The sequence below is a fragment of the Pseudomonas sp. USTB-Z genome, assembly GCF_019691255.1.
In the GTDB taxonomy this organism is placed as follows: Bacteria; Pseudomonadota; Gammaproteobacteria; order Pseudomonadales; family Pseudomonadaceae; genus Aquipseudomonas; species Aquipseudomonas alloputida.
Genome location: NZ_JAECZP010000009.1, coordinates 206,082 through 232,324 on the forward strand (window position 1 = coordinate 206,082; position 26,243 = coordinate 232,324).

Here is a 26,243-nt window from a genome sequence, read left to right on the forward strand (position 1 = left end):
GGGTAGGTCAGGCGCGTACGCCTTCTGGCAAAGGCAGCGCCAGCAGGCGCTCGTCCAGCAGGCCAAGGCCCTCCTGGAACAGCTGGTTGCTGCGCTCCGTCTCGCCCAGCCCCGCGAGCAGGCGGGCCAGCTCTGCACAGGCCTCGGGGTTGCGCTCCATGCGCAGGCTGCTTTCAAGGTAGTCACGCGCCTTGCCCCACAAGCGGTTTTGCAGGCTCAGACGGCCCAGGGTCAGCAGCAGGCTGGCGTCTTGCGGGTGAGCCTTGAGCCAACCTTCAGCGGTTTGCAGCTGACGCGCCGGGTCATCACCACGCACCAGGCCGTAAAGGCGGGCCAGGTGGCTTTCGTAGTCGCGCTTGAGGGCCGTGCGCAGCACCTGTTCGGCCTCGTTCTGGGCACCTACCTGGCGCAGTTGCTCGGCGTACGCCAGCACCAGTTGTGGCTCCTGGCGCTGGGCTGCGGTCAGCTGCTGCCAGGCGCGCTCCAAGGATTGACGTGCACTGAGCGCATCTTCGCCACGGGTGGTCGCCAGGCTAAGGTTCTGGCCCCAGGCGCGTTGTTCCAGAGCAGCCAGCTCGGCGGCGGGCAGCACTTTACCCTTGCGCAGGTCGGGCATCAGGCGGATCAGTGCAGACCAGTCGCCGCGCTCCACGTAAAGGCGTTGCAGCAAGCGCAGCACCTGGCCGTTGTGCGGGTGGCGTTCCTGCATGGCCAGCAGGGTTTCCAGGGCCCCATCGTTTTCGCCACGGTCCATTTGCAACTGGGCATGGGTCAGGGCAATGGCCAGCTCCGCTTGCGGCTGGCGCTCCAGGGCACGCTCCAGCAAGTTGTCGCTGTCTTCGGTGCGGCCTTGCTCGTTGGCGGCACGCGCGGCACCGAGGTAGTACAGCAACGGCTGGCGCTCAGCCTCGGCGGCACGGTGCAAGTGCCGTTGGGCACTGGCCCAGCGGCCTTCGGCAAGATCGAGTTGGCCCTGTTCGATCGCCAGGCGGATACGTCGGCTGCGGTTACGCCGTGACCACGGGTTGACCACACCACTGGAAGTCAGCACCAGGCCGACCAGATAGCGCAGCAACCACAGCAGCAGGACGACCGCCAAAATACCCGCCAAGGCTGCCCACAGCCCCGACTGATAACGGAAACCACCATAGGAAACCAGTACATAGCCGCTGTGCTTGGCGACCGCGATGCCCAGTGCCGCAGCAACCACGATCGCAAGCACGGCCAACAGGTAGACACGCTTCATGGCTTGCCCCCTTCAGCCTCGGCCGGCAGGTGACGGCGCTGAATATAGGCCTGCACTGCCGCCAGGCTTTCACTAAGGTCAGGGGTAACCACCGATACCGGCTGATCGGCCAGGGCATTGAGGCTGTCGAGCATGGCCTTGCTTTGCGGGTTGTCTGCGTTGAAGTTGGCCAGCAGTACGCTGCGGGCGTCGTCCAGCGCCTGCGTGTAAACCTTGGCATCACCATTGAGCGCCGCCCACTGGGCCTGCTCGATAGTCAGGCTCAGCGCCAGGCGCAGCTGGTTCAGTTGCTGCCCGGCCAGCAACGGACGCACGTTTTCATCGGCATTGAAGTCGATCTGGAAGTACTTGGATATTTCTGCCCACCACTGCGACAGCCTGCTGGCACCATCACCGTCGGCGGTCAGGGCGCCAAGCGCATCGGCGTTACTGTCGAACTCGGGGGACTGGGCGCTCAACTGCTGTACCAGCTCACGCTGCGCAGCCAGCTTCAAGAACAGGCCAGTGCGGTCCGGTTGCTGAGTGCTGTTGAGCGTGGCCAGGCTGCGGGCCAGCTGCTCGCGGGCGGCGAAGGCACCCGGGTCGCTCTGCTCGCGCAGGATCTCGTCGGCGCCTTCGACCAGGGCTTTGGCACTGGTGATGTCCTGCAATGCGGAAAGGCGCAGGGTAGCCAAGCGCAGGAGGTGCTCGGCTTCGGCCAGGCGCCACTCTTTGCGGCTTTCTCCCAGCACGGTTTCCAGGCGCTGACTGAGCCGCTGCTGGTCGCCCTGCAGTTGGGCTACCAGCCGCCGGCGGTCTTCCAGCTCGCTGGCGGCTGGCAGACTGGCCAGTTGCGCACTGATCTGCTGTTCACGTTGCTGCAGCGCCTCGGCGCGCTGGGTCAGCGCCTCGATGTGCTGGCCCTGGTTGAACTCACTGCCCTGCAGTTGACGCACCTGCCAGACACCCCAGCCACCTACCGCCACCCCGGCCGCACCCAGCAGCAAGGCCAGCGCTGCCAGGCCACTGCCGGAGCGCTTGGCAGGTGGGGTGGTAACGGGTTCCGCAGGCGCCTGTGCCGACGGTTGATCGTTATTGGACAAGACAGTCTCGCTCACGTATCCATCCTTTGCATGGGGGCGCACCGCATTCAGCTTAGCGCCTTAAGAGGCAGGTGCAGCGCTACGCTGCACGGCTGCCAGCAAGGCCGTGGCACTGGCGCCACGGCAATCCACAACCTGTTGGGCCCCGGCGGCCTTGGCCTGCTCGGCGACCCGCGGGCTGGGCACGAACAGCGGCAACTGGGCCAGCCGCAGCCAATCGGCACCGGCCATCCGCTGCAAATGTTCAAAACCCTGCCCACTGCTGACCACCAGGCCATTGAGGCGTTCCGCTTCAATGCGGCGCATCAGCGTACCCGCCGGGTAGGCCGGCAGGCAGCGACGATACAGTTCCAGATATTCGACACTAGCACCTTGCTCTGCAAGACGCTCTGCCAGCAGTTCGCGACCTCCGACGCCGCGAACGATCAAGACACGCGGTGCCGGCTCGGTAAGTGCCTGGCGCAGGGCCGGCAGTGCCAGCAAGGCTTCGCTGTCATCGCCACGCGGCGGAAAGCTTACCTCCAGCCCTGCACCCTGCAGCACCCCAGCGGTTGCCTCACCTACGGTGAACCAGCCTCGCTGCGGAGGCTGGATGCTGGTCTCGGCCAGATGCTCAAGCAACAGCCGGGCGGCCGGCTTGCTGACCACAATGATCGCCTGGAAGTCATGCAAGCCCTCCAGCGACAGTCGCTGTGGGGCTTGCACGGTAATAGGTTCAATTTCCAGCAGTGGCAGGCAACTGCTGCCCACTCCCGCTGCCGCCAGGCTTTGCGCCAGCGCCGCGCAGTCCTCGGCAGGCCGGGTCAGCAACAGGCGCCATTGGCTCATGGGTGACCGGCCTCGCCGTAGACTTCCTTCAGAATGGCCTCGGCGCCCTGCCCCAGCAGGTCTTCGGCCACCTGTACGCCCAGGGCCTCGGCAGCAGCACGGGGTGCACGGGCATCGGCCACCAGCAAGGTCCCGCCGCTAGGCTGGCCGACCAGGCCGCGCAGCCACAGCTGGTCACCTTCAAGGACCGCGTAGCAGGCGATCGGCACTTGGCAGCCACCATTCAGGCGTTTGTTCAGCGCGCGCTCGGCGATCACCCGGTCAGCGGTGTCGACATGGTGCAGTGGCGCCAGCAGTGCATGAATCTCAACGTCGGCACTGCGGCACTCGATGCCCACCGCGCCCTGACCACCTGCCGGCAGGCTGTCATCGACGCTGATGGTGGAGGTGATGCGGTCCTCGAAGCCCAGACGGATCAGGCCCGCCGCGGCGAGGATGATGGCGTCGTACTCGCCGGCATCCAGCTTCGCCAGGCGGGTGTTGACGTTGCCGCGCAGAAAGCGGATTTGCAGGTCTGGGCGGCGCGCCAGTAACTGGGCCTGACGGCGCAGGCTTGAGGTACCGACGATACTGCCGGCGGGCAGCGTTTCGAGGCTGTCAAAGGTATTGGAAACGAAGGCATCACGCGGGTCTTCACGCTCGCAGATGCAGTACAGGCCCAGGCCCTCGGGGAAGTCCATGGGCACGTCTTTCATCGAGTGCACGGCGATGTCGGCTTCGTTGTCCAACAGCGCGGTTTCCAGTTCCTTGACGAACAGCCCCTTGCCGCCAATTTTTGCCAGCGGCGCGTCGAGCAACTTGTCACCGCGGCTGACCATGGGCACCAAGGTCACCTGCAGACCGGTGTGGGCCTGCTCGAGGCGGGCCTTGACGTATTCGGCCTGCCACAGGGCCAAAGCACTTTTACGGGTGGCAATGCGGATTTCGCGAGTGGACATGAAACGCCCCGATCCAGAGAAATACCGCCGATCATAACAGCATCGCCGGTATCGCTTGCAGATACGGATCAACAGGCCACACGCAGTCAGGTGCAGGAGCGGGCCGAGTCCAAGGGCCTCAGAGGGTCTGCATCATCTTGCGCACACCGGCCACATGGCGACGGCTGACGGTCAAGGCATCGCCGTCCAGGCCTTTCAGATACAGCTGAAAGTGCCCCAGCGGGGTGCGCTGCAAGCGTTCGATGCGCTCGCGGGCGACCAACGCATTGCGGTGGATGCGCACGAAGCGTTCGCCGAATTCGTCTTCCAGGGCTTTGAGTGGCTCGTCAAGCAGCACCTCCCCGGTTTCGTGACGCAAGGTCACATACTTGTGGTCGGCAATGAAATAGATCACCTGGGATAAAGGGATCAGTTCGATGCCTTTACGCGTGCGGGCACTTATATGGCTGCGAGGGCCGCCGCCTTCATTGGCCGGCCGGGTAAGCGCCGCCAATTGGGCGCGGTTGGGTTTTTCGGCCTTGCGCAAGGCATCGCGCAAGGCCTGGGCCTGGAAGGGCTTGGTCACATGGCTGAGGGTACTGTCCTTGAATGCCTCTGCACCGTATTCATCATCCCCGGAGCAAAACACCACCGCCGGCGGCGCCTCGCGTTCGCACAGGCGAGCGGCAACCTGCAGGCCATCCAGGCCTGGCATGCCGATGTCCAGCAGGACCACATCGGGCTTGAGGCTTTCAATCAGCGCCAAGGCCTCATCGCCGTTGGTGGCGCTGGGCTCCAGCACAGTGTAACCCTCCAGTTCGCCGAGCAGCCGGCTGAGGCGTTCACGGCCTTGGGGTTCGTCATCAACGATCAGGACATTCATAATTGCGCTGGATTCCTGAATGAGTCTCGCACAGGTATAGCGTAGACAGGTGTGGTTCGAGCGACACTGCGGTCACGCTCTAGACCGGTGCGATGGCCAAAGATTCACTCGGCCCGGCAGATTCACTGCCAGTCCTTTGTCCAACTGTAGACGGTCCGTGGAACACTGCCGTTCATTCCTTGAAATCCTTCTATGCGATTTTCCGGGCATTTCTCTCGACCGGCGCCCTGCGGCAGCCAGCCCAACCCTGCTATCATCGACGCCACTTTTTCGTTCACGCCTGCAATGAGTGAATCCATGAGCACCGACAAGACCAATCAGTCCTGGGGCGGCCGCTTCAGTGAGCCCGTCGACGCCTTCGTCGCCCGTTTCACCGCCTCGGTAGATTTCGACAAGCGCCTGTACCGTCACGACATCATGGGTTCGATTGCCCATGCCACCATGCTGGCGCAGGTCGGCGTGCTCAGTGATGCCGAGCGCGACACCATCATCGATGGCCTGAAAACCATCCAGGGCGAGATTGAAGCCGGCAACTTCGACTGGCGTGTCGACCTTGAAGACGTGCACATGAACATCGAAGCACGCCTGACCGACCGCATCGGCATCACCGGCAAGAAGCTGCACACCGGCCGTAGCCGCAACGACCAGGTGGCCACCGACATCCGCCTTTGGCTGCGCGACGAAATCGACCTGATCCTGGGCGAAATCACCCGCCTGCAGCAGGGCCTGCTGGAGCAGGCAGAGCGTGAAGCCGAAACCATCATGCCTGGTTTCACCCACCTGCAGACGGCGCAGCCGGTCACCTTTGGCCACCACCTGCTGGCGTGGTTCGAAATGCTCAGCCGCGACTATGAGCGCCTGGTCGACTGCCGCAAGCGCACCAATCGCATGCCACTGGGCAGCGCCGCGCTGGCCGGCACCACCTACCCGATCGACCGTGAACTGACCTGCAAGCTGCTGGGCTTTGAAGCCGTGGCCGGCAACTCGCTGGATGGCGTGTCGGACCGTGATTTCGCCATCGAATTCTGCGCCGCTGCCAGCGTGGCGATGATGCACCTTTCGCGCTTCTCCGAAGAGCTGGTGCTGTGGACGAGCGCGCAGTTCCAGTTCATCGACCTTCCGGACCGCTTCTGCACCGGCAGCTCGATCATGCCGCAGAAAAAGAACCCGGACGTGCCAGAGCTGGTACGCGGCAAGAGCGGCCGTGTGTTCGGCGCCCTGACCGGCCTGCTGACCCTGATGAAAGGCCAACCACTGGCCTACAACAAGGACAACCAGGAAGACAAGGAACCGCTGTTCGACGCCGCCGATACCCTGCGCGACTCGCTGCGGGCCTTCGCTGACATGATCCCGGCGATCAAGCCCAAGCACGCCATCATGCGTGAAGCGGCCCTGCGCGGCTTTTCCACCGCGACCGACCTGGCCGACTACCTGGTTCGCCGTGGCCTGCCATTCCGTGACTGTCACGAGATCGTTGGCCACGCGGTGAAGTATGGTGTGGACACTGGCAAGGACCTGGCCGAGATGAGCCTGGACGAACTGCGCCAGTTCAGCGACCAGATCGAACAGGACGTGTTTGCCGTGCTGACGCTGGAAGGTTCGGTGAATGCGCGCGACCACATTGGTGGTACGGCGCCGGCGCAGGTGCGTGCTGCCGTTGTTCGTGGCAAGGCCCTGTTGGCGTCTCGCTAACCTCCGGGGCGAGGGCTTCGCCCTCGTTCGCGGGTAAACCCGCTCCTACAACGGTTGTGCTTTACCGGTAGGAGCGGGTTTACCCGCGAATGACCCAACACAAATCTCAGCGCTTGCCGCTGCGGATCATCTCCATGAAGGCTGGCATCGACGCTTCCTTGTCCGCCATGATCCGCGCCATGTGCGGGTTCTCCCCCATCAACTGCAGCAATGCCTTGGCCTGCGGGAAGTCCGCCAGGAAGTCGATGCTCAGCACCTTCTTGCCCACCGCGTTGGCCAGGTCGACCGAGAAGCAGAACATCAGGTCTGCCAGCGTCAGTTGCTCGCCCGCAACATAGGGTGCAAAGCGCCCATTGCGCTTGAGCGTGGCAAACCCGGCCAGCAGGTCAGCACGCGCCTTCTCTTTGATCAGCGGTTCGACCGACATGCCAAAGAACGACTCGGCGTAGCAGGTACGCGCAGGCAGCTCGATGTACAGCTCGATTTCCTTGAGCAGCTCACGCACCTTGGCCTGCTCGAACGGGTCGGCCGGCAGCAGTGCCTTGCCGCTTTGGGTCTGTTCAATGTAGTCGAGGATCACACTGGTTTCGCTGAGGAAGCCATGTTCGGTTTCAAGCACCGGCACCTTGCCCCGCGGGCTCACTTCCAGCGCCTGTGGCGCCTGGCCGCCATAGAAGGTGACTTCCTCGAAAGGCAGGCCTTTTTCGAGCAGGGCCAGCTTTACCATGTTGTAGTAGTTGCTGACCGAGAATCCATGAAGCTTGAGCATGAGGTAACAGCCTCCAGGCCGTAAGGGGTTGGCCTGGCTTTTATAGACTGAACGCCTGCCGCTGACCAGCGTCATGCACCCCGTCAATGCCCGGGCATTGCCGCCACAGGCATGGCACACTGTTGCATCCATCCTAGGAGTACCGCGATGAGCGAGCCCACCAACATCGACAATGACGACGACGAAGCCTTCGCCGAGGCAACACTGACCCAGGCCATCGAAAACCAGATCGAGAGCGGCGAGCCGCCTGCGGCCAAGGCCACTTTCAACAAGCTGACGCTGGTCGGCTATGAGCGTGAAGACATTCTGAACCTGATGGCCCATGTGCTGGCCTTCGAAATCGACAACATGTTGGTAGAGGACCGTGCGTTCAACGGCGAGTGGTATGAGAACGCTCTGCGGGCACTGCCGGAGCTGCCGCCTGAGATGGATCAAGGCGACGACGAATAACCCGGCTACACTCGAAGATCAGGCACCGTAGAAAGTGCCGCAATCCTTGTCTGGAAGTCAGGAGTCGCCATGCCTTTTACCCCCGATTTGATCGACGAAATGGAAGTACTCGCGCTGTTCAAACACGACAGCAGCCAGGAAGGCATCAAGATAACCAGCACCGCATCCCCTGCCCTGATCGCGGCTGCGCAACGCCTGCATGAGAAGGGGCTGACCGATCAACCGGATGGCGGCTATCTGACCAGCCTGGGTCATGACGCCGTTGAAAGTGTCCAACTGCTACAGAACATTCTCAAGGCGCCACAGCCGGCCTGAGCATCAGGCTCGCGCAAGATCTGAGACCTTGCGCGGGCCCTGCAGGACCGCGCAGGCTCCAGTCAGTTGGCCGCAGTACTGCGCTTTTCCGCCAGCCACGAGCGGCCGTAAAGGAACACGATGGCCAGCAAGGCCACCGCTTGCGCCGACAGCGAGTAGGCATCGGCATGAATCCCCAGCCAGTCGAACTCAAAGAACGCCACTGGCCGTGTGCCCAGCACGCCGGCCTCTTGCAGCGCCTTCACGCCATGCCCGGCGAATACTACCGACAGCGCGCACAGCAGCGCGGCGTTGATGCTGAAGAACAGCGATAGCGGCAGCTTGGCCGAACCCCGCAGAATCGCCCAGGCCAGGCCCACCAGCAGCAACAATGCCGTCGCGCCACCCGCCAGCACCGCCTGATGCCCGGCAGGGCCTGCCTGCAGCCACAGGGTCTCGTAGAACAGGATCACTTCGAACAATTCGCGGTATACCGAGAAGAATGCCAGCACAGCAAAGCCGAAGCGCCCGCCACCGCTGACCAGGCTGCTCTTGATGTAGTCCTTCCAGGCGGCGGCGTGGCGGCGGTCATGCATCCACACACCCAGCCATAGCACCATCACAGCAGCGAACAGCGCCGTGCAGCCTTCCAGCAGCTCGCGCTGAGCGCCCCCCACATCGATCACATAGGCCGCCAGCGCCCAGGTGGCGAAGCCGGCAACCAGCGCCAGGCCCCAGCCGATGTTGACGCTGCGCACTGCCGACTGCTGCCCGGTATTGCGCAGGAAGGCCAGGATCGCCGCCAGCACCAGAATCGCCTCGAGGCCTTCACGCAGCAGGATCAGCAAACCGGAGATATAACTCAGCGTCCAGCTCAGGCCATCGCTGCCCAGCAGCTTGGCCGCCTGCTCGAGCTTGGTTTTGGCGTCGGCCAGACGCTGTTCGGCCTGGGCCACGGGCAAGCCGTCCTGCAAGGACTGACGGTAGGCCATCAGCGTTTTTTCGGTGTCCTTGCGCGCCTGGGTGTCGATGTTGTCCAGCGAGCTTTCCACCAGCTCGAAACCCTCCAGGTAGGCCGCCACCGACAGGTCATAGGCCTGATCGTGGTCGCCTGCGCGGTAGGCCGCCAGGCTCTTGTCCAGTGTGCTGGCCGTGTATTCGAGCAATTGCGCAGGGCCGCGCTTTACTTGCGGCGGTTGAGCACGCTGGGCACGGAATGCCTCGACGGCCGCAGTGCCTTCGTTGGCGGCGACTTCGGCCGGCGTCTGGCGAGCCAGGTCGGCGAGGTTCCAGGTCTTGTCACCCTTGCCTGCTTCCGGCTTGGCGGTGAAGCTGGCAATGTACGCGGCCACGTCCCAGCGCTGGCGATCGTCCAATTGGTCGGCAAACGACGGCATTTCGGTGCCGTCGATACCCAAGGCCAGGGTGTTGTAGAGGTCGAACAGGCTCAACTGGTCCAGGCGCGAGACATCACGCAGGTTGGCGGGTGCAGGCTCCAGGCCCACGCCAGCCGGGCCATCGCCGGCGCCGGTTTCGCCGTGGCAAATCGAGCAGTTTTGCGCGTACAGCGCAGCACCGCGGGCTGGGTCCGGGGTAATCACCGGTGCCTGGCTGACCTCGTAGGCCACAGCCAGTCGCGCACCCAGCTGTCGGGCCTGTTTGGCGACTGCGGCGCCCTCCTGGCGTTGGTCGATGGCTTGGCGTAGCGCTTGAACACCTTGCTCCAGACCCTTTTGCTCAGCATTTGCCGGCAGGCCTTTGAGCAGATCGGCCAATACCGCGCTGAACTCCTGTTGTTCGCGATACTCGCCATCGTCGATCACCGTCCCGTCTTGTACGGTCGGCGGGTAGTCGGCACCGATGTAATCGAGCAAATGCAAGGCCTTGGTGGCCTCGGCGGGCGCTTCTGCCAGCGCCAGGTTACTGCACAGCGCCAGCACCGGGCCAAGCAACACAGCCGGTAGCCAGGCAAGTAGACGGAAACGGGAATTCATGGCCAGTCTCGGAGGGAATGCGAAAGAGAACATTCTTTACTCTGACTCAGCTTACCTCAAGGGTCTTGGGCAGATTTCATGAAAAATCTTGCTACAAATTTGATACGCGATAATCAGGTATGCCCACCTACTTGGCGAATGATCACGTTCTTACCTTCTATTTCAAATGACACACGCTGCCCTTGACTAAGGCGGATTTGAAACCTATTGACTTTTTTATCTTTCATTCTCTTATAGTCACTGGCACCTGCCATCTCTGCAGCGTCTCTGGGAGACTTGCCCTCGTTTTTTATAGCATTCTGAAATTCATCAAACACATACTGCTCGGCAGGTGTCAGCTCTTTATACGTGGCTCGGCTCTTATCAAGCTTCCAAATGTCGTCAAGGTCAGTAGATGCACTGGTGTCACTTGAAGCTTGAGAGCTGTATCGCTTACTACTTCCCGCACTGACTGGGGAGGGGGTCAAGGGTGACGACGCCCCAGATAAATTCGAACCGCTTGAGTTCGATCGATCCAGTGAGGGACTCTTCGAAGCCGGAGTACGGAGAGGCTCTACCGCTAACTTACCAGGCCTTTCTTTCGGTTGTGAAACCTTCATCTTAATGTGTTTACCATGCCCCGTTGGATCAGAATAGTTGACAGGGTCACACGACACGTAGGCATATGCATTCAAACCACCTTCGCCAAATGGGCTCCAACTATCCGGGCTGCAAAATCGCATCATTACCGGACTGTAAAGACGGTAGCCTGCACCCAGCAGGTAGCAGCCGGTGACGGCGTCACGAGACTCACCATTAAAGCCGGGAACTATCGATGGTTGAGGAGAACTGAGTCCGTACGCTTGATAGCACATTTTGGCAAAAGATAGCTCAGCACTACCTGCAATTACAGTCCGCATGGCATCGACAGCAAATAATACAGAGCCTGCGCCCTGCCCGACATTTACCTGAGCCAGACAGCCTTGCCGGTGGTCAAGTAACGAGTACGACGATAACTCGCGCACTTGTGTTGCCAATCGATCTCGGCAGTAAAAGCTCTTCACGACACTCGTCGAATCCTCGCCCATATCACACCTCCTTTTTTAGCTCACGGAAGCATGCCCCCTATTTTCGAACCGCGTAACTGGCAATTTTGATAGTGCGTAATTCGCCGAGCCGTGAGCACACTTATTCCTGAGTACGGGCCTTCCACCCCCCACCCAACGCGAGAAACACCCCAATCTGCCCCAACGCCACTTGGCTGTTCGCCGCCGCCAACTGCGCACGCATATCGGTATAGGTCCGCGTCGCCTGCAAATCCGCCAGGAACGACTCACGCCCCGCTTGGTAATACCGGTGCGTCTGGTCCGCCGCTTCCTTGGCCGATTTCTCCGCCTCGGCCAGCGCCTCGCGCCGATCGAGCAAGGCGCTGTATTGCGCCAGGCGGGTCTGGGTCTCGCGGATGGCATTCAGCACAACCCCATCGAAGTTCGCCAGGGCCGCCTGGGTCGAGGCTTCGGCCATGCGAATGCGGGCACGGGTGCCGTTGGTGGGGATGGTCCAGCTGATCTGCGGGCCAAAACCCCAGCGGTTGGTCGAAGGCTCACCAAGGTTCTCCAGGATACCGATGGTGCCAACCTGGGCGCCAATGCTGATGTCCGGGTACAAGGCGCCGGTGGCCACGCCAATATAGGCGGTGGCGGCAGCCAGCTGGCGTTCGGCCTGACGCACGTCGGGGCGGCGCTTGAGCAGGGCCGCACCATCGCCCACCGGGACCAGCTGGTTCAGGTGCGGCAGCTCGGCGCAATCGGCGGTACCGGCAGGCAACTGGTCGACCGGCTTGGCCAGCAGCGCGGCCAGGGTGTACATGCCCGTCTCGCGTTCGGCCTTGAAGCGTGGCAGTTCGGCACGCAAGGATTTGAACTGGGTCTGCGAGCGGGTGACCTGGGTTTCATCACCACGCCCAGCATCGCGCAGGCGCTGGTTGAGTTTCACGCTTTGCTCCTGCAGATCGAGGGACTCACGGGCAATGTGGTATTCCTCGTTGGCCGAGCACACCTGGGTATAAGCCTTGACCACGTCCGCCACAAGCGTGATGCGGGCAGTGTCGGCAGCGGCCTGCACTGCGTCGGCATTTGCCTTGGCAGCCTCGGTACCACGCTTGAAGGTACCCCACAGGTCGAACTGGTACGAGGCACTGATGATGGCCTCACCGATGTTGGCTACCGGCACCTTCTCAGGCTGCAGGAAAGCTTCGCCCGACTCCTGCAGCCGCTGAGCGCCGAGTTTGACGCCACCGTTGAAGCCGCCTTGCGATTCAGCCACCTCCACCTGGGCGCGAGCTTTGGCGATGTTGGCCGCCGCCACGCGCAATTCGGTGTTGGCACTCAGCGCCTGGCGCACCAGTTCATTCAGCCGCTGATCCTGATACAGCTGCCACCAGTCCTCGGGGACCGGCGCCGACACGACGCTGTCGGCATCCTGGCGCAGCGGGCCGTTCAGGTCATTGCGTTGCACGGCCGCATCCCCAGGCACCTCATAGTCGGGACCCACCATCATGCAGGCCCCCAGCGACAGGCACAGGCCAGCCAGGATCAGCTGTTTCATGGGCGCTGGCCCTCGATGATCGACACCGTGGCAGTGCGCCCGGCGATCATGCGGAAGTCTTGCGGCACTTCGTCAAAGGCGATGCGCACCGGGATGCGCTGGGCCAGGCGTACCCAACTGAACGCCGGGTTAACGTTAGGCAGCAGGTTGGCGCCACTGCTGCGGTCGCGGTCTTCGATGCCAGCGGCAAAGCTCTGCACATGGCCGCGCAGGCGGGTGTTGTCGCCCATCACACGGATGTCCACGGCATCGCCGATGTGTATACCGCCAAGCTTGGTTTCCTCGAAGTAGCCATCGACATGGTACGAGGCGCTATCGACCACCGACAGCACCGGGCGGCCGGCGGTGACGAACTCGTGGTTACGCGGCGCGCGGTCGTTGAGGTAGCCGTCTACCGGGCTGCGCACCACCGAGCGGTCAAGGTTGAGCTGAGCAGTATCGACAGCCACTTGCGCCTCGCTGACAGCCGAACGGGCACGGGCCTCGCGGGACTGGCTTTCTTCCAGTTGCTCGGCGGCCACCAGGTTGCCCAGCTTGCGGTTGCGCTGCGCTTCGCGGGAAGCCTGGGCCAGGGTCTCCTGGCGCTCGCCAAGGGTTGCCTTGGCTTGACGCAGGGCCAAGGTGAAGCGGTCCTGGTCGATGGTGAACAGCACGTCGCCACGTTTGACGGTCTGGTTGTCGCGCACCTCGACCTTCTGGATCAATCCCGACACATCGGGGGCGATCTGGATCACGTCAGCGCGTATGTGGCCGTCACGGGTCCAGGGGGCAAACATGTAGTAGACCACCATCTGCCACACGAGCACGGCGGCGAAGGTCACTACCAGCAAGGTCAGGACCACACGGCCCAAGGTCAGCATAGGTTTTTTCATGGCAGCATCAGGTTTCGGCAAAAGTGGTCCACCGCACCAAGCAGCACGGCATACAGAGCAACGTTGAACAACGCCCGGTGCCAGACCAGGCGGTAGAAATGCAGGCGCACCAGCACCGCGTGCACCCCAAGGAACAGCAGGTAGGTGCCAAACATCATCACCAGCAGCGTGGGCAGGAACACCCCGCTGATATCCAGTTCACCAATCACAGGGGTGCTCCGTCGAGGCCGGGGGGCAGTTGCGGTTGTTCAGCTGGCTCGAGCATCACCTCCACCCCCGGCAACAGCGCCAGGCGCAGACCGCTCAGGGCATGCAGCAGGTGGGTGCGGGCATCACCGCGCTCGTACAGCTCGTCCAGGTTCAGCGCCAGGCGAGCGCGTTCCATGTTGCGTAACAGTGCGGCCGGGGCATGCAGGCGTTCGCCAGCACGCAGGCAGGCGGCGTAGTGCGCACCGACTTCCTCGACCACAGTGTTCAGGCGCTCGCGAGCCTGCTGGCCGGCGCGCGGCATGTACGCCAGCAGGTCGAGCAGGTTCAACCCTACGCGCAGGTCGCGCAGTGCCACGCCACTGTCCTGGCCGGTTTGCGACAGGCGTGGCAGGTGCTGCATCAGGCGGTCGAGCATCTGTACGCCAACCTGGCGGTGCTCGGCCAAGGTCGCAGGCTCGGTCATTTCGACGATGTCGCGCCAGGCGAAGCGGGTCATGCGCTTGGCCGCCAGCTCCACGCCGAACGGGCGCATCACCAGGGTCCAGATAAAGGCGAACAGAAGGCCCGCGGGGCCGGCAAGGTTGGAGTTGAGGAAGGTGAAGAAGTCGGCGTCGTAGGCGCCCTGGATGCTGATGAAGGTCGACGTGTTGACGATGGTCAGCAAGGTGCCCAGGTAGAAGCGCGGCTGTACGGTCAGGGTGCCTATGCAGATGAACGGCACGGCAAAGGCCAGCACCAGCATCGGGAAGTCGTGCAGGTTGGGCAGTACCAAAAACAGGTACAGACTGGAGAAGATGACCGACATCAGCGTCCAGAAAAAGAACCGGTAGATCTGCGGTGCCGGGTCGTCCATGGCGGCGAAGAAGCTGCACGCAACTGCCGCGAGGATTACCGCACTGGCGCCGTCGTTCCAGCCCAGTCCGATCCACAGGCCGCAGGCGACCACGATCGCCAGGACCGTTGAGGCTACCGAGTACAGCATCAGGCCACGATCAAAAAACGCTGTCAGGCGGCCCAGCCGCCAGTGGCGATACACCGCACGCCAAGGCTTGGCATCATCGGTACGCAGGGCGTGCTGCAGGGTGCAGCAGTCCTGCCACAGGTCGGCCCATTCGGTCAGGCGGTACAGGGCGTTGGACAACAGCAGCTCGGCGCGCTGGTCGAGGGCGGCTGTAGCGGGCTGCAAGCGGCCGATCTGCTCATGCAACGTGGCCCAGTGCGCTACCGAAGCGCTGTCGGCAGTGCCTTTGAGCCATTCACGAGCGGCTTCCAGCACGGGTTGAAGCTGGGCGAACTGGGCCGGGGCGCGGCCTTCCAGGGCTACCAGTGCGTCGTCGAGGGCGTCGATCACCGGCAGCAGATGGATCATCCGCCCGCGCAATTCGCGGGCGTTCTTCAGGGTATGCGGGCCGGCACCTTCGTGGGCGAGCTGACCGATCATCAGCTCCAGCGAGTTGAAGGTGGTGACCATCACCCCGCGCATCCCGCTGACCTTGTCGGCACTGGCATCGCGGGCCAGGTAGGTGTCGCTGTAGCGAATCGCCTCGGTGAACCAGTTTCCGGTGGCACCGACTACCACCGGCGCCAGCCGGCGTGGCCAGAAGATAGCCCCGACGACTGCCGCGCAGACAATTCCCAAACAGATTTCCTGCGCGCGAGAAGAGGCCACATCGAACACTGCCAGCGGATTATCCACCACGGCCAAGGCAATCATCGGCAGGGTATAACCGGCCAGCATCAGCACGTAGTTGTTGGCCGTGCGCAGGTTCAGCGAAAGGAACAGCAAGGTGCCGGTCCACAGGGCAATGGCGATGCTCAGCAGCAACGGTGACTGCACCAGCGGCGGCACCAGGAAGATTGCCCCGCCAGCGCCGAGCAACGTGCCGACGGCACGGTACAACGCCTTGGAGCTGGTCGGGCCGACGAAGGGGCTGGAGACGATGTACACCGTAGCCATGGCCCAGTAGGGACGCGGCAGTTGCATGAGCAGAGCAATGTACAGGGCAATCATGGACGCGCCGAAGGTGCGCACGCCGTAGAACCAGTCACGGGCCGGAGGGACAGAGCTGAAGAAACCGTTCATGCCACCCCGCCTGCGCTGCCCAGACCGGCAGCCTCGAAGGCACGAAGCACACGCAAGGCAGCTTCCAGGTCGGCCTGATCGATACCGCCGAGCACATCGCGGCGCAAGCGCACCAGTTCGGCTTCAATGGCTTCTGCCAGGGCACGGCCTTCGGCAGTCAGGCTCAGTGCCTTGGCGCGGCGATCCAGTGGGTCCTCGCTGCGGCACACCAGGCCAGCTTTGCACAGTTGGTCAAGCAGGCGTACCAGCGACGGGCTTTCCAGGCCAGCGGCCTGGGCCACAGCCACCTGGTGCACGCCGTCGCCCAGGCGCACGATCATCAGCAACGGCGCAGCGCAGGCCTCGGAAATGCCGTAGCCGGTCAAGGCGGTATGACAGATGCGCCGCCAGTGGCGGGCAGCAACTACCAGGCCACTGCTGACTTGCAGGCGCAGGAAATCAAGGGACATGAAGAGAACCAAGTATATTCATAGTTTGCTAACTATCAATATACGCCCCGACATCCCCCTGTCGTCAACAGGGGGCGACGGATAGCCGGGGTGAAATGTTGTTCATTTTTCAGCCAGTGCTGGCGCGCTTCGCGGGTAAACCCGCACACAGGGGCTGCACCGGTTTCGGAATCTACGCAATCCCTGTGCAGCACTGGAGAGAAATACTCAGGGCTGGATCTGGTCTTCCAGCTTCATGGTCAAGGCCAATGTACTGCCCATTTGCACCGCCCGGTCCCGCCACTCCTGATACCGCACCGCATCACGGCTGCTGAAATGCACCGCCAGCTCCTCTGCCGCTTGCACCACCCCCGCCGCTGCTGCCAGCTCAAGCCAGTAAAGCGCTGCCTTGAGGTTGGCCTCTACGTGCAGCCCATGCATCAGCCGGTAGCCCACTTCAAAACGACAACGCGCCTCGCCCTGTTCGGCGCCACGCATGAACCACTGGTAGGCCTGCACCAGGTCAACCTGCCACTCCAGGTCACCGTCGCACACCTCCTCCTCATACAGGTCACCCAGTGCGGCGGCGGCATGCAGCATGCCGCGGTCGAAGGCCTGCCGGTAACACTCCGCCGCCTGCACATAGGAAGGGTCGATGCCTTTGCCGAAGTAGTGTTGTTGCCCAAGGTTGAACCAGGCAGCAGCATTGCCCTGCAGGGCCGCCATGCGCAACAGGTGCCCGGCCAGCACGGTATCGGCCCGCCAGTACTTGCCGTTGAGCCAGATCCAGCCGAGATCGTTCAATGCGGACACGCTGCCTTGCAATGCCTGGCGACGCAAGTCGACATACACCGCCTGCAGGTCGTTGGCCTCATCCAGGCGGTTGACCAGCAGTGACCGCTGGCTGGGCAAGCCCACACCGCAGAACAGCCGCTGTCGCCTTCCTGCAGGGGCAGGAGGGGCGATGACCCGCTCGGGCAGAAGGCGGGCAAGTAGCGAATGGATATTGCTGGCAACAGACATGTTCATCCTCATTGAACGACGCACAGCCCCAACCTTCGGCTGTGATGAGGCGTGATTCTGCGTGATGTCACGTCAAAACCTGTCGCGAACGAACCGGCACGAGGCAACCAAATGCGACTTCCTTGATCTGAGCAGGCTGTGGCCAATTGCCATGCCCCTCGCATGCCGCCATCCTATTGCGGCAAGCCTAGACAAGGACGTTATCTTTTGCCGTTCGCCACCACTCGCGCCACCCTTAGCCGACAGTGGGCGCTGCTGCGCCAGTTGCCCAGCCGTTCCCCAGGCATAACCAGCGCCGAGCTGGTCTGGCGCCTGCGTGACGTGGGGTTCACGGTCAGCAAACGCACTGTCGAGCGTGACCTCAACGAGCTTTCGCTGATATTCCCGCTGGAGCGCAATGACAAGAGCATTCCGTTCGGTTGGCACTGGTCGGCCAGTGCCGTGGGCGAATTGCGCGGCAATTTCGACTTGCTGACACATCTGCGAGGGGATGCATTGCAGCCATCGCAGGGTGAGGGCGTGGAGCTGGTGGCGCGAATCAGCGATGCACTGGCGCGGCAGTTGCGGGATGCGCCATTGAGCAGCGACATGCAACTGACGGCGCTGGAGCATGGGCATCGGTTACGCGGCACGGTAAGTGACGGCTGGCCATTACGCTGGTGGCTGTTGAGCCATGGGGACAGGGTGGTGGTAGAGCAGCCTGCCGGCTTGCGGGAAGAGATTGGCAGGATTCTGAGCAATGCGGCAGCTCAGTACCAGAATTTGTAGCCAGTACAGGGTCTTTCGCGGCGGTTCGGCGCCTCGCCCCTCTTTCAAGGACGAAGATCCCGCAGACGCGGATTCTAGCGTCAATCTGCCGCGAAAAGGCCGGTACTGGCTAACCTGCTAGCGCTGCATCCCCCATCGCCGCACCGTCAACCGCTCCAGCGTATTGAACACCAGCCCTTCCACCAGCAGACCGATCAGGATCACCACCGCCAACCCGGCAAAGACCTTGTCGGTATACAGTTCGTTGCGGTTCTGGAAGATGTACCAACCCAACCCGCCTTTGCCACTGCTGGCACCAAACACCAATTCAGCGGCGATCAGGGTACGCCAGGCAAACGCCCAGCCGATCTTCAACCCCGACAAGATTGACGGCAGGGCTGCTGGCACGAGGATGTGCAATACCAGCCGCAGGCCCTTCAGACCATAGTTGCGGCCAGCCATGCGCAGCGTCTCCGACACACCGAGGAAGCCGGCATAAGTATTCAGCGCCAACGCCCATAGCACCGAATGCACCAGCACGAAGATCAGGCTGTTGTCACCCAGCCCGAACCACAGCAAGGCCAGCGGCAGCAGGGCAATGGCCGGCAACGGGTTGAACATCGAGGTCAGTGTGCCCAGTAAGTCTCGGCCCAATTGGGTCGACACCGCCAGGCTGGTCAGGCCAAAGGCCAGGACGATACCCAGCACATAGCCTTTGAGCAGTATTACCAGCGAAACACCGACCTTGGCGGGCAGTTCGCCACTGATCATGCCGTCCCATAGCGCCGTGGCGGTTTGCAGAAAGCTTGGCAGCAGCAGGTCATTGTCCTGGTAGCGGGCAACGGCTTCCCATAGCACAGCGATCACCAGCAATATGACCGCCTTTCTCAACCAGCCTTGCTGCCACAGGCGTTGGGCCAAGGGGAGTTGTCGTTCTACAGGCACACTGAGCAGGGGCTCCAGCTGCACCTCGTATTCCTGGCGTACAGGTGTAGTGGTCATGGCTGAGGCTCCTGTCAGTAGGCGATACGAATATCGTTGAACCCAAGGTTGTCAGGCTGTTCCGGGATATCGGCTTCATCGAACAGCAAACGGTGGATACGCCGGGCACTGGCCTGGAAGTCGCTGCCACCCAGGCTGCCCAGGCCGTATTGATGGCTGTGCACTTCGGCGCGCACCCGCCCCGGGTGGGGCGACAACAACAGGATGCGGTTGCCGACCACCAGCGCTTCTTCGATGGAGTGGGTGACGAACAACAGGGTGAACCGCACTTCCTCCCACAGCAGCAACAGCTCTTCCTGCATCTTGCGCCGGGTCAGCGCATCCAGGGCGGCGAACGGCTCATCCATCAACAGGATCTTGGGCTGGGTGGCCAAGGCCCGGGCAATTGCCACACGTGCCTTCATACCACCGGACAACGTGTGTGGATAAGCATCGGCAAAGGCGGCCAGACCGACCTTCTCCAGATAATGCAGCGCCCGCTCCTCCGCCTCCGCACGCTTGAGTTGGCCAGACACCAGCAGCGGAAAGATGACGTTCTGCTTCACCGTTTTCCACGGCGGCAACTGGTCAAACTCCTGGAACACCACGATGCGGTCGGGGCCTGGGCCACGAACTGTCTGGCCCTGCAGCAGAATCTGGCCTTCTTGCGGCTGGATAAAACCGGCCACGGCTTTGAGCAGGGTGGACTTGCCACAGCCGGAGGGGCCGAGCAGTACAAAACGATCAGTGCGGTCGACTTCGAAGCTGACCTGATGGGTGGCCCGCACCACGCGTTGCGCGGTACGGTATTCGAGGCTGAGGTTATCCACCTTGAGCAAAGGCGGCGCTGCAACACGGCTCAGGTTGCTGGCCGTGTGGCCTGGCAATGGGGCGGTCATGATCGGTCAGCTCCCCTGCAGCGGGCGTTCATCCTGGAAGAAGTAATCCTTCCACGATTGCGGCTTGTGCTTGATGGCGCCTACCCGATAGAGAAAATCGGCCAGCTTGTAGGTGTTCTTGGGCGTAACGGTAAATTCGTACTGCGGGTTGTCGATCAGCTTGATCAGCGCGTCGCGGTCGATCTTGGCCTTGGTTACGCGGATATAGGTGTCGGCGGCAGCGGCCTTGTCTTTCTGGGCGAAGTCTGCGGCTTCGGCCAGGGCATCGACGAAGGCCTTGTAGGTCTTGGGGTTGTCCTTGCGGAACTTCTCAGTAGCAAACAGCAAGGTCGGCGAGTTGGGGCCGAGGAGGTCGTAGCTGTTGAGCACCACGTGCACGTCCTTGTTGGCCAGCACCTGGTCCTGGAACGGCGGGTTGGAGAAGTGCCCGTTCAGCTCGGTGCCGCCCGCTAACAGTGCGGCGGTGGCGTCCGGGTGCGGCACGGCCAAGGTGTATTTGTCGAGGCGGTTGTATTCCTTGTCGCCCCACTGCTGGGCAGCGGCGTACTGCAGGAAGCGCGACTGCACCGAAACACCCACCGCCGGAACGGCGATACGGTCTTTGTCGGAGATGTCGGCGATGGTCTTCACGTTGGGGTTGCTGCTGACCAGGTAGTACGGAAAGTTGCCCAGCGAAGCCACGGCCTTCACGTTCTGCCGGCCCTTGGTGCGGTCCCAGACGGTCAACAGCGGCCCGACACCGGCGCCGGCGATGTCCACCGAACCGGACAACAATGCGTCGTTGATGGCCGAGCCACCCGACAGCTGCGCCCAATCGACTTCGATGTCGATGCCCTGCTCCTTGCCGTGTTTCTCAATCAGGTGCTGGTCACGCACCACGTTCAGCAGCAGGTAGACGATGCCGAATTGTTCGGCAATACGGATCTTGCCTTCGGCCTGGGCCACGGCGGGGGCGGCTAGGCTGCCGACGACCAGGCTTGCGCCCAGGCCGATGCTTGCCGCCAGGCGGCTGATGGATTTGCGCATGATGGTTTCCTCAGTCGTCAGAACGGGGCATCGCCCTGGATGGTGGTGCGGTACAGCTTGCGCCGCAGGTGCGCGGGGCAGCCGGTGGCCAAGTGGATCAGCGAGCGGTTGTCCCAGAACACCAGGTCATGGGGCTGCCACTGGTGGCGGTAAATGTTCTGCTCCAGCACGCTAAGGGCATACAGCTGCTGCAGCACGTCGCGGCTTTCATCATCAGGCAGGCCGACAATGCGGGTGGTGAAGCCTTCACTCACGAACAGGGCCTTGCGGCCGTTTTCCGGGTGGGTGCGGACTACCGGGTGAATGACCTCCTTTACCTGCGCCAGTTGCTCGGCAGTCAGGGTCGGGCGCCAGTTGCCTTCGAATTTGGTTTCAGCGTAACGGGCGGTATAGGAGTGAGCGGCACTGCGGCCCTCGACCACTTTGCGCAGGGTATCAGGTACAGCGTCCCAGGCTTTATGCATGTCGGCGAACAAGGTGTCACCGCCTTCACTGGGCAGTTCCTGGGCATGCAGCATGGAACCGAGGCTTGGCAGCTCTTTGTACGACAGGTCCGAATGCCAGAACTTGCCGGCATCACCCAGGCCGATGTTCTGGCCATTTTCGATGATGTTGGAAACGATCAGGATCTCGGGGTGGCCAGTCAGCAAGAACTGCTTGAGCACATGGATCTGTAACTCACCGAAGCGGCGGCTAAAGGCGATCTGCTGTTCCGGGCTGATACGCTGGTCGCGGAACACCAGCACATGGTGGTCGAGGTGGGCGCGATGGATACGGGTGAAATCCTCGGCGCTGACCGGTTTGGCCAGGTCCAGACCTATGATCTCGGCGCCGACGGCACCCGAGAAGGGGCGAACTTCAAAAACTTGCGGCTGGGCGCTGTCGATGGACGACAAGGCGTTCAAGGCGGCTGACATTTTTCACTCCCACGCAATGCGCGACCTCAATGGCGCGCAACGATCAGAAACGCACGGGGATTTCCCGTGTGGGTTCAAGTCGTGCGGCGCATCGATTGGTCGACGGGTACGCAGTGAAAGCGACTATAAAGTCATAAAGCCAATATTTTAAATACCATTAAGGAATAACAATATCACTCTCGCGGGAGCGTCCTGCAGTCAGATCAGCCCGCCCTGCTCTTCTTCGTCAATCAGGTTATTGAGGCTGCTGAGCGCCTTGCGCGCCGTGGAACGGTTGAGCAGCTTGGCCTGCGCGCCGGCGGGCAGGTCGGTGATCTTGAACACCCCCTTGGCGGTCAACACGTCGATCAGGTCCTCAAGCACGCGGATCATGTCCAGGTCGCTTTGTTTGAGCTGGTTGAGGCTGTTTTCCACGACATCATCGGCAAACCATTCCTGGATATCGGCATGGTCTGAAGGGAGCATTTCGGTGAACTGATCAAACGCGGCTGCTTCCACCCGCAGCAACTGGCCGGCGGCGTTGCGTTGCACGTAGAACATGGCGATGTCCCTCGTCACGTTGGTTCCTTGTTGGTAGACAGCAGCATAGGCAAAGATCGCCGGGCGCGCAGGCCCGGCGCCAGAGTATGCGCTGTTGGCGGGTAGCAGGAAAGAGCCGGGGCCGCTGTGCGGCCCCGGTAGTCTGTCAGCTGTCCTTGTTGTGGATGATGATGGTCGGATCGGCACCGCTGATCAACGAGTTGATCGTCTGGTTGGACCAGTTCACCCCTTCCAGTTTGATGGTCACGTCGGCGTTGGCGATACCACCTTCGGCGTTGAGCTTGCCTTCGCTGCTGACTTGCAACGTGGTCGTACCCTCCACCGTGGTGAGCTTCAGGTAGTTGTCGATGGTGCTGCCCTTCTCGCCCTGCAGCAGGTCCTTCAGGTCGATACGGTCACCCTCGGCCTTGTTGAAGTCCTTGATCACGTCGTTACCGATGTCGCCAGCCTTCCACACGAAGGTGTCGGCACCGCTGCCACCGATCAGGATATCGTCGCCCTGGCCACCGATCAGGGTGTCGTTGCCGGTACCGCCCAGCAGGATGTCGTTACCTTTGCCGCCATCGAGCGTGTCGCTGCCACCTTGGCCGAAGAGGATGTCATTGCCATTGCCGCCCGACAGGATGTCATTGCCGTCTTTGGCACCGGAGATATCGAACTCGGTGTAGTGCTCGGTGATGTACTGGTGAACATTGCTGGTAGTGACAGCACCGACTTCAACACCGCTCTTCTGTGCAACGTACGTCTGCAGGGCCTGGTAGCCCTCGCTGACGACACCGTTGAGGGTGATCAGGTCACCGAAGATGATGTCGTTGCCGTTACCACTATCAATGGTGTCGGCACCTGGCACCGTTGCTTCGGAGTGACCGAGAATCGCCTTGGCCAAATCGGACGGGTCGATATTGGTCTGTGGCTTGCCGGCACTGTCGTAAGGTTTCAGATCGTTCAGCGTGACATCGCTGTTCAGGCCGATAGCCTGGACTTTGCTCAAGCCATTGGTGCCGCCCAATACTGCGAAACTTTCAGTAGAACCTGCGGCCGAGTAGACGTAGTTCCAGTAATCCGCGTAGCCGGTACCGTCCAGGCTGGAGAGTTCATAGGTACCATCACCTTGTGCGTGAAGGGTGCCGACCGTCTTGGTGGAGTCAAGCACCAACTCACCGCGGCGGTTCTCGGTATAGGTCAGCACTTTGACCACACCATTGCTGCTGATCTCGACCTTGTGAGTCGCATCGGCCCAGGCGCTGAACGTGTCACCCATCTTGTAATTGTTGACGTTGACTACATCATCCAGGCTCTTGCCATTCTTCCACAGGCTAGGGTTGGTGGACTCACCGCTCTGATAATAGGTTGGCTTACCGTCGGTAATGAAGTAAGTCAGGTTCTCCGCACCTTTGTTGCCGGTGGCCATGGTGCTGTTGAAGAAGTTGGACGTGGTCTTGAACGCGTCTTCATAGTTGGTACCGCCACCGTAGTAGCCGCCCACCATCGAGTTCAATACCGCCTGCAACTTGCTCAAAGCATCCGGGTCGGCAAGGTTCACTGCCACGTTCTTGTTTACCTGGGTATCGAAGTCGACCAGGAAGATGTTTACGGTACCCGAGGTGTCCGAGCCCAGGCTGGCCTTGAGCGTGTTGAACACCGAGGCCAACTGCGTCTTGGCGTCGGCAATCGACTTGTCGCTCATACTGCCCGAGCTGTCGACCATGAAGGCGATGTTGTAGTTCTTGCCCTGAACCACGTTCAGCCCGGATACGTCAGCGACGATGATGTCGTTGCCTTCACTACCGGTCATCGTGTCATTGCCCGAGGTACCCACACTGGCCTTGTAGGTCGCAGCGTACACCGTCACCGGGATATTGCCGGTGGTGATGGCCGAGCCGCCCAGGCTTTCGGTGGCAGTCGAGGTAACCGTGATGTCGAACGAGCCTTTGTAATAGGCCGGCGGGGTCAGCGTCAGGCTGCTGAGTTTCCAGCCTGTCACATCGACCGGGGCAGTACCAACCGTGACCGTGTGGCCTGCACCATCGCTCAACACGGTACCTTTCGGGATACCGCTGAGTGTCACGTTCAGGCTTTCGGAGCCGTCAGTGTCGGTCAGGGCGGTGGAAATACCGACCAGTTTCACCGAGCCACCCTCAGGCCCTTCGTTGAGCTTGTAGCCGTCGTAGTAGCTCTGACCATTCACGGTGTGCAGGTCGGACACGCCCAGGCCTGCGTTCGCCATCTCGGTCACGTTCTGGTACATCTTGACGTTCGAGCTGCTCAGGTCGGTAACGGCACCGGAGCCTACCTGGATGTTCAGGTCATAGCTGCCTGGACCGGACTGGTTGGCATGGTAGACCTCGATCGGGTAGTAGCCGCTGGTATTTGGGGTAAAGGTACCCGACACCCCGCCACCGGCTCCCCAGGTGGCCGTGACTACAGTCTTGCCACCGATGGTGACCACGAAGCTGTCGTCGGCCAAACCACTGAAGGTATAGACCTTGCCGGCTTCCAGGTAGATCAGGCCCGACGTTTTCGAACCGGTGCCAGCGGTGACGCTGCCATCGGACTGCACGTTGGTCGTGGTGCTGCTGGAGTTCGCGCTGCCGGAGTTGGCAAAGACCGTCTTCAGATCCTCGCCGGTAATGCCGTTGCCGCCAGTACCCAGGCCTTTGAGGCTGGTCCAGACTTCCTTGGTCAGCCCTTTGGACTCGATATCGGCGCTGCCGAAGCTCAGGGTCGGTTTGTCGGCAACCGGGCTGATATCGACCTTCATGGTCACTTCGCTGCCCAGGTTGGTGCCATCGTTCGGCTTGAACTTGAACTGGGCGTAGTCAGCCTTCTGGTTACCCACGCCAGTACCACCGTAGTTGTCCGCACCCGACTGGTTGAGGGCCGGAACGAACTTCAGGTTCTTGGCAGTGATATCAGCCTGGCTGACCACCTGGCCAACGGCCACATTCACCCATGCAGTACCGTTGAAGAACTGCAAGTTGCCGGCGGCCGGGAGCGAGGTAATGGTCACAGACAGGTTAGTGTTGCCATCGGCATCAGTGACTTTGAAATCACTCCAGGCAAATACGTAATCGGTGTCCTCCACGCCAAATACTGCGCCGCCAGGCGAAACCGGCAGGTGGTCATTGTCGAGAATGGTGGTCGTCACGCTCGATTTGCTGCTATCAACCTGCAGGTTCTCGAAGTTACCACCCGTGGCGGCTTCGATCTTCACGACGAAGTTCTCGGTACCTTCGACCAGTTTGTCATCGATGGTAGCGATGTTGAACGTCGTGCCTGTGCTATTGGCCGGAATCTTCACGGTCGCAACACCGGTGAAGTCATCACCGTTTTTGGCGGTACCGCTGTAGCTAAGGGTGATAGTGACTTCGGACTTGGACGCGTTGCTCAGGGTCAGCGTGTACTGGCCGGTTTCACCTTCGGTCAGAGAAGACGTGCCGGTAATACCAACGATGGTGACGTCACCCTGGTTGCCGGTGCCCGGCGTTCCCGTACCTGGTTCGTCGGTCACAGCGGTGCTGACCGGGGTCTTGTCCAGCGTCAGTTGCTCGAACTTGCCGACATCCGCACCTTCAACGGTTGCGATCGATTTGATCACAGGGTCGTTGGTACCGACGTAGACGTTGTCCGGGGCAGCCACGGTGGCAGTGCCCACGGTGCCATTAGCCGGCACGGTGATGACGGTTTTGCCGTCGCTCAGCGTGAAGGTCAATGCACTGTGGTTGTTGATCGGCAGGCCGTCTTTGTTGGTCAGCGTGATGGTGTAAGTGATCTCG

24 protein-coding genes are annotated in these 26,243 nt (G+C 61.7%); 4 read left to right on the forward strand and 20 right to left on the reverse strand.

The window, feature by feature from the left end; genetic code table 11:
* Positions 1 to 7 precede the first annotated feature (7 nt).
* From I8746_RS13250 to I8746_RS13265, 5 genes are all read right to left on the reverse strand, one after another.
* On the reverse strand, positions 8 to 1,246 hold the full coding sequence (locus I8746_RS13250) for a heme biosynthesis protein HemY (RefSeq protein WP_011953190.1): 1,239 nt from the start codon (positions 1,244 to 1,246) through the stop codon (positions 8 to 10).
* Complete coding sequence (locus tag I8746_RS27210; protein WP_003255892.1) at positions 1,243 to 2,343, reverse strand: uroporphyrinogen-III C-methyltransferase; 1,101 nt, start codon at positions 2,341 to 2,343, stop codon at positions 1,243 to 1,245. Before I8746_RS27210 ends, I8746_RS13250 begins: the two co-directional genes overlap by 4 nt.
* A 45-nt stretch (positions 2,344 to 2,388) precedes the next feature.
* Positions 2,389 to 3,156, reverse strand: a complete 768-nt coding sequence (locus I8746_RS27215; protein WP_011953189.1) for a uroporphyrinogen-III synthase — start codon at positions 3,154 to 3,156, stop codon at positions 2,389 to 2,391.
* Entirely contained in the window at positions 3,153 to 4,094 is a 942-nt protein-coding gene (gene hemC / locus I8746_RS13260) for a hydroxymethylbilane synthase (protein ID WP_011953188.1), read from the reverse strand. Before hemC ends, I8746_RS27215 begins: the two co-directional genes overlap by 4 nt.
* 118 nt (positions 4,095 to 4,212) lie before the next feature.
* Positions 4,213 to 4,956, reverse strand: coding sequence for a LytTR family DNA-binding domain-containing protein (locus I8746_RS13265; protein ID WP_003255896.1), 744 nt, complete (start codon positions 4,954 to 4,956; stop codon positions 4,213 to 4,215).
* 297 nt (positions 4,957 to 5,253) lie between these two features.
* Here I8746_RS13265 and argH point away from each other — a divergent pair, with 297 nt between their 5' ends.
* Positions 5,254 to 6,648 (forward strand): argininosuccinate lyase, encoded by a 1,395-nt coding sequence (argH, locus tag I8746_RS13270; protein ID WP_003255897.1) that lies wholly within the window; start codon positions 5,254 to 5,256, stop codon positions 6,646 to 6,648.
* 106 nt (positions 6,649 to 6,754) lie between these two features.
* On the opposite strand, the gene I8746_RS13275 is transcribed toward argH, so the two are convergent.
* Positions 6,755 to 7,417: a glutathione S-transferase gene (locus tag I8746_RS13275; protein WP_011953186.1), complete on the reverse strand. Its 663-nt coding sequence runs from the start codon at positions 7,415 to 7,417 to the stop codon at positions 6,755 to 6,757.
* Between the two features lie 147 nt (positions 7,418 to 7,564).
* Here I8746_RS13275 and I8746_RS13280 point away from each other — a divergent pair, with 147 nt between their 5' ends.
* Both I8746_RS13280 and I8746_RS13285 read left to right on the forward strand, forming a co-directional pair.
* The gene (locus I8746_RS13280) at positions 7,565 to 7,867 is read left to right on the forward strand and encodes a hypothetical protein (RefSeq protein ID WP_011953185.1); all 303 of its coding nucleotides are present in this window, start codon (positions 7,565 to 7,567) and stop codon (positions 7,865 to 7,867) included.
* Between the two features lie 69 nt (positions 7,868 to 7,936).
* Positions 7,937 to 8,182: a TIGR02647 family protein gene (locus I8746_RS13285; RefSeq protein WP_003255900.1), complete on the forward strand. Its 246-nt coding sequence runs from the start codon at positions 7,937 to 7,939 to the stop codon at positions 8,180 to 8,182.
* 62 nt (positions 8,183 to 8,244) lie between these two features.
* On the opposite strand, the gene I8746_RS13290 is transcribed toward I8746_RS13285, so the two are convergent.
* The 8 genes from I8746_RS13290 to I8746_RS13325 form a co-directional block, all read right to left on the reverse strand.
* Positions 8,245 to 10,188: an FTR1 family protein gene (locus I8746_RS13290; protein ID WP_221100746.1), complete on the reverse strand. Its 1,944-nt coding sequence runs from the start codon at positions 10,186 to 10,188 to the stop codon at positions 8,245 to 8,247.
* Positions 10,189 to 10,268: 80 nt separating this feature from the next.
* Positions 10,269 to 11,222, reverse strand: coding sequence for an RHS repeat-associated core domain-containing protein (locus tag I8746_RS13295; RefSeq protein WP_011953183.1), 954 nt, complete (start codon positions 11,220 to 11,222; stop codon positions 10,269 to 10,271).
* Between the two features lie 100 nt (positions 11,223 to 11,322).
* Positions 11,323 to 12,741, reverse strand: a complete 1,419-nt coding sequence (locus I8746_RS13300; protein ID WP_011953182.1) for an efflux transporter outer membrane subunit — start codon at positions 12,739 to 12,741, stop codon at positions 11,323 to 11,325.
* Positions 12,738 to 13,613, reverse strand: a complete 876-nt coding sequence (locus I8746_RS13305) for an HlyD family secretion protein (protein ID WP_003255903.1) — start codon at positions 13,611 to 13,613, stop codon at positions 12,738 to 12,740. The genes I8746_RS13300 and I8746_RS13305 overlap by 4 nt, the downstream gene beginning before the upstream one ends.
* Positions 13,610 to 13,822: a DUF1656 domain-containing protein gene (locus tag I8746_RS13310; protein ID WP_003255905.1), complete on the reverse strand. Its 213-nt coding sequence runs from the start codon at positions 13,820 to 13,822 to the stop codon at positions 13,610 to 13,612. Before I8746_RS13310 ends, I8746_RS13305 begins: the two co-directional genes overlap by 4 nt.
* A complete protein-coding gene (locus tag I8746_RS13315; RefSeq protein WP_221100747.1) occupies positions 13,819 to 15,906 on the reverse strand; it encodes an FUSC family protein in 2,088 nt (695 codons plus the stop codon). Before I8746_RS13315 ends, I8746_RS13310 begins: the two co-directional genes overlap by 4 nt.
* Positions 15,903 to 16,355: a MarR family winged helix-turn-helix transcriptional regulator gene (locus I8746_RS13320; RefSeq protein WP_003255908.1), complete on the reverse strand. Its 453-nt coding sequence runs from the start codon at positions 16,353 to 16,355 to the stop codon at positions 15,903 to 15,905. The genes I8746_RS13315 and I8746_RS13320 overlap by 4 nt, the downstream gene beginning before the upstream one ends.
* A 207-nt stretch (positions 16,356 to 16,562) precedes the next feature.
* The gene (locus I8746_RS13325; protein WP_011953180.1) at positions 16,563 to 17,357 is read right to left on the reverse strand and encodes a tetratricopeptide repeat protein; all 795 of its coding nucleotides are present in this window, start codon (positions 17,355 to 17,357) and stop codon (positions 16,563 to 16,565) included.
* 207 nt (positions 17,358 to 17,564) lie between these two features.
* On the opposite strand from I8746_RS13325, the gene I8746_RS13330 reads away from it, so the two are divergent.
* Positions 17,565 to 18,125, forward strand: coding sequence for a WYL domain-containing protein (locus I8746_RS13330; RefSeq protein ID WP_003255912.1), 561 nt, complete (start codon positions 17,565 to 17,567; stop codon positions 18,123 to 18,125).
* Between the two features lie 117 nt (positions 18,126 to 18,242).
* Here the strand turns inward: I8746_RS13330 and I8746_RS13335 are convergent, their stop codons facing one another.
* From I8746_RS13335 to I8746_RS13360, 6 genes are all read right to left on the reverse strand, one after another.
* Positions 18,243 to 19,106: an ABC transporter permease gene (locus I8746_RS13335; protein ID WP_011953178.1), complete on the reverse strand. Its 864-nt coding sequence runs from the start codon at positions 19,104 to 19,106 to the stop codon at positions 18,243 to 18,245.
* 14 nt (positions 19,107 to 19,120) lie between these two features.
* Entirely contained in the window at positions 19,121 to 19,984 is an 864-nt protein-coding gene (locus I8746_RS13340; protein ID WP_003255915.1) for an ABC transporter ATP-binding protein, read from the reverse strand.
* A gap of 6 nt (positions 19,985 to 19,990) precedes the next feature.
* Positions 19,991 to 21,010: an ABC transporter substrate-binding protein gene (locus I8746_RS13345; protein ID WP_003255916.1), complete on the reverse strand. Its 1,020-nt coding sequence runs from the start codon at positions 21,008 to 21,010 to the stop codon at positions 19,991 to 19,993.
* Positions 21,011 to 21,027: 17 nt separating this feature from the next.
* On the reverse strand, positions 21,028 to 21,927 hold the full coding sequence (locus I8746_RS13350; RefSeq protein WP_003255919.1) for a TauD/TfdA family dioxygenase: 900 nt from the start codon (positions 21,925 to 21,927) through the stop codon (positions 21,028 to 21,030).
* Between the two features lie 198 nt (positions 21,928 to 22,125).
* Positions 22,126 to 22,467 (reverse strand): hypothetical protein, encoded by a 342-nt coding sequence (locus I8746_RS13355; protein WP_003255921.1) that lies wholly within the window; start codon positions 22,465 to 22,467, stop codon positions 22,126 to 22,128.
* A 145-nt stretch (positions 22,468 to 22,612) separates the two neighbouring features.
* Positions 22,613 to 26,243, reverse strand: a 3,631-nt coding sequence (locus tag I8746_RS13360) for an immunoglobulin-like domain-containing protein (RefSeq protein WP_259674141.1), incomplete at its 5' end; no start/stop codon positions are given.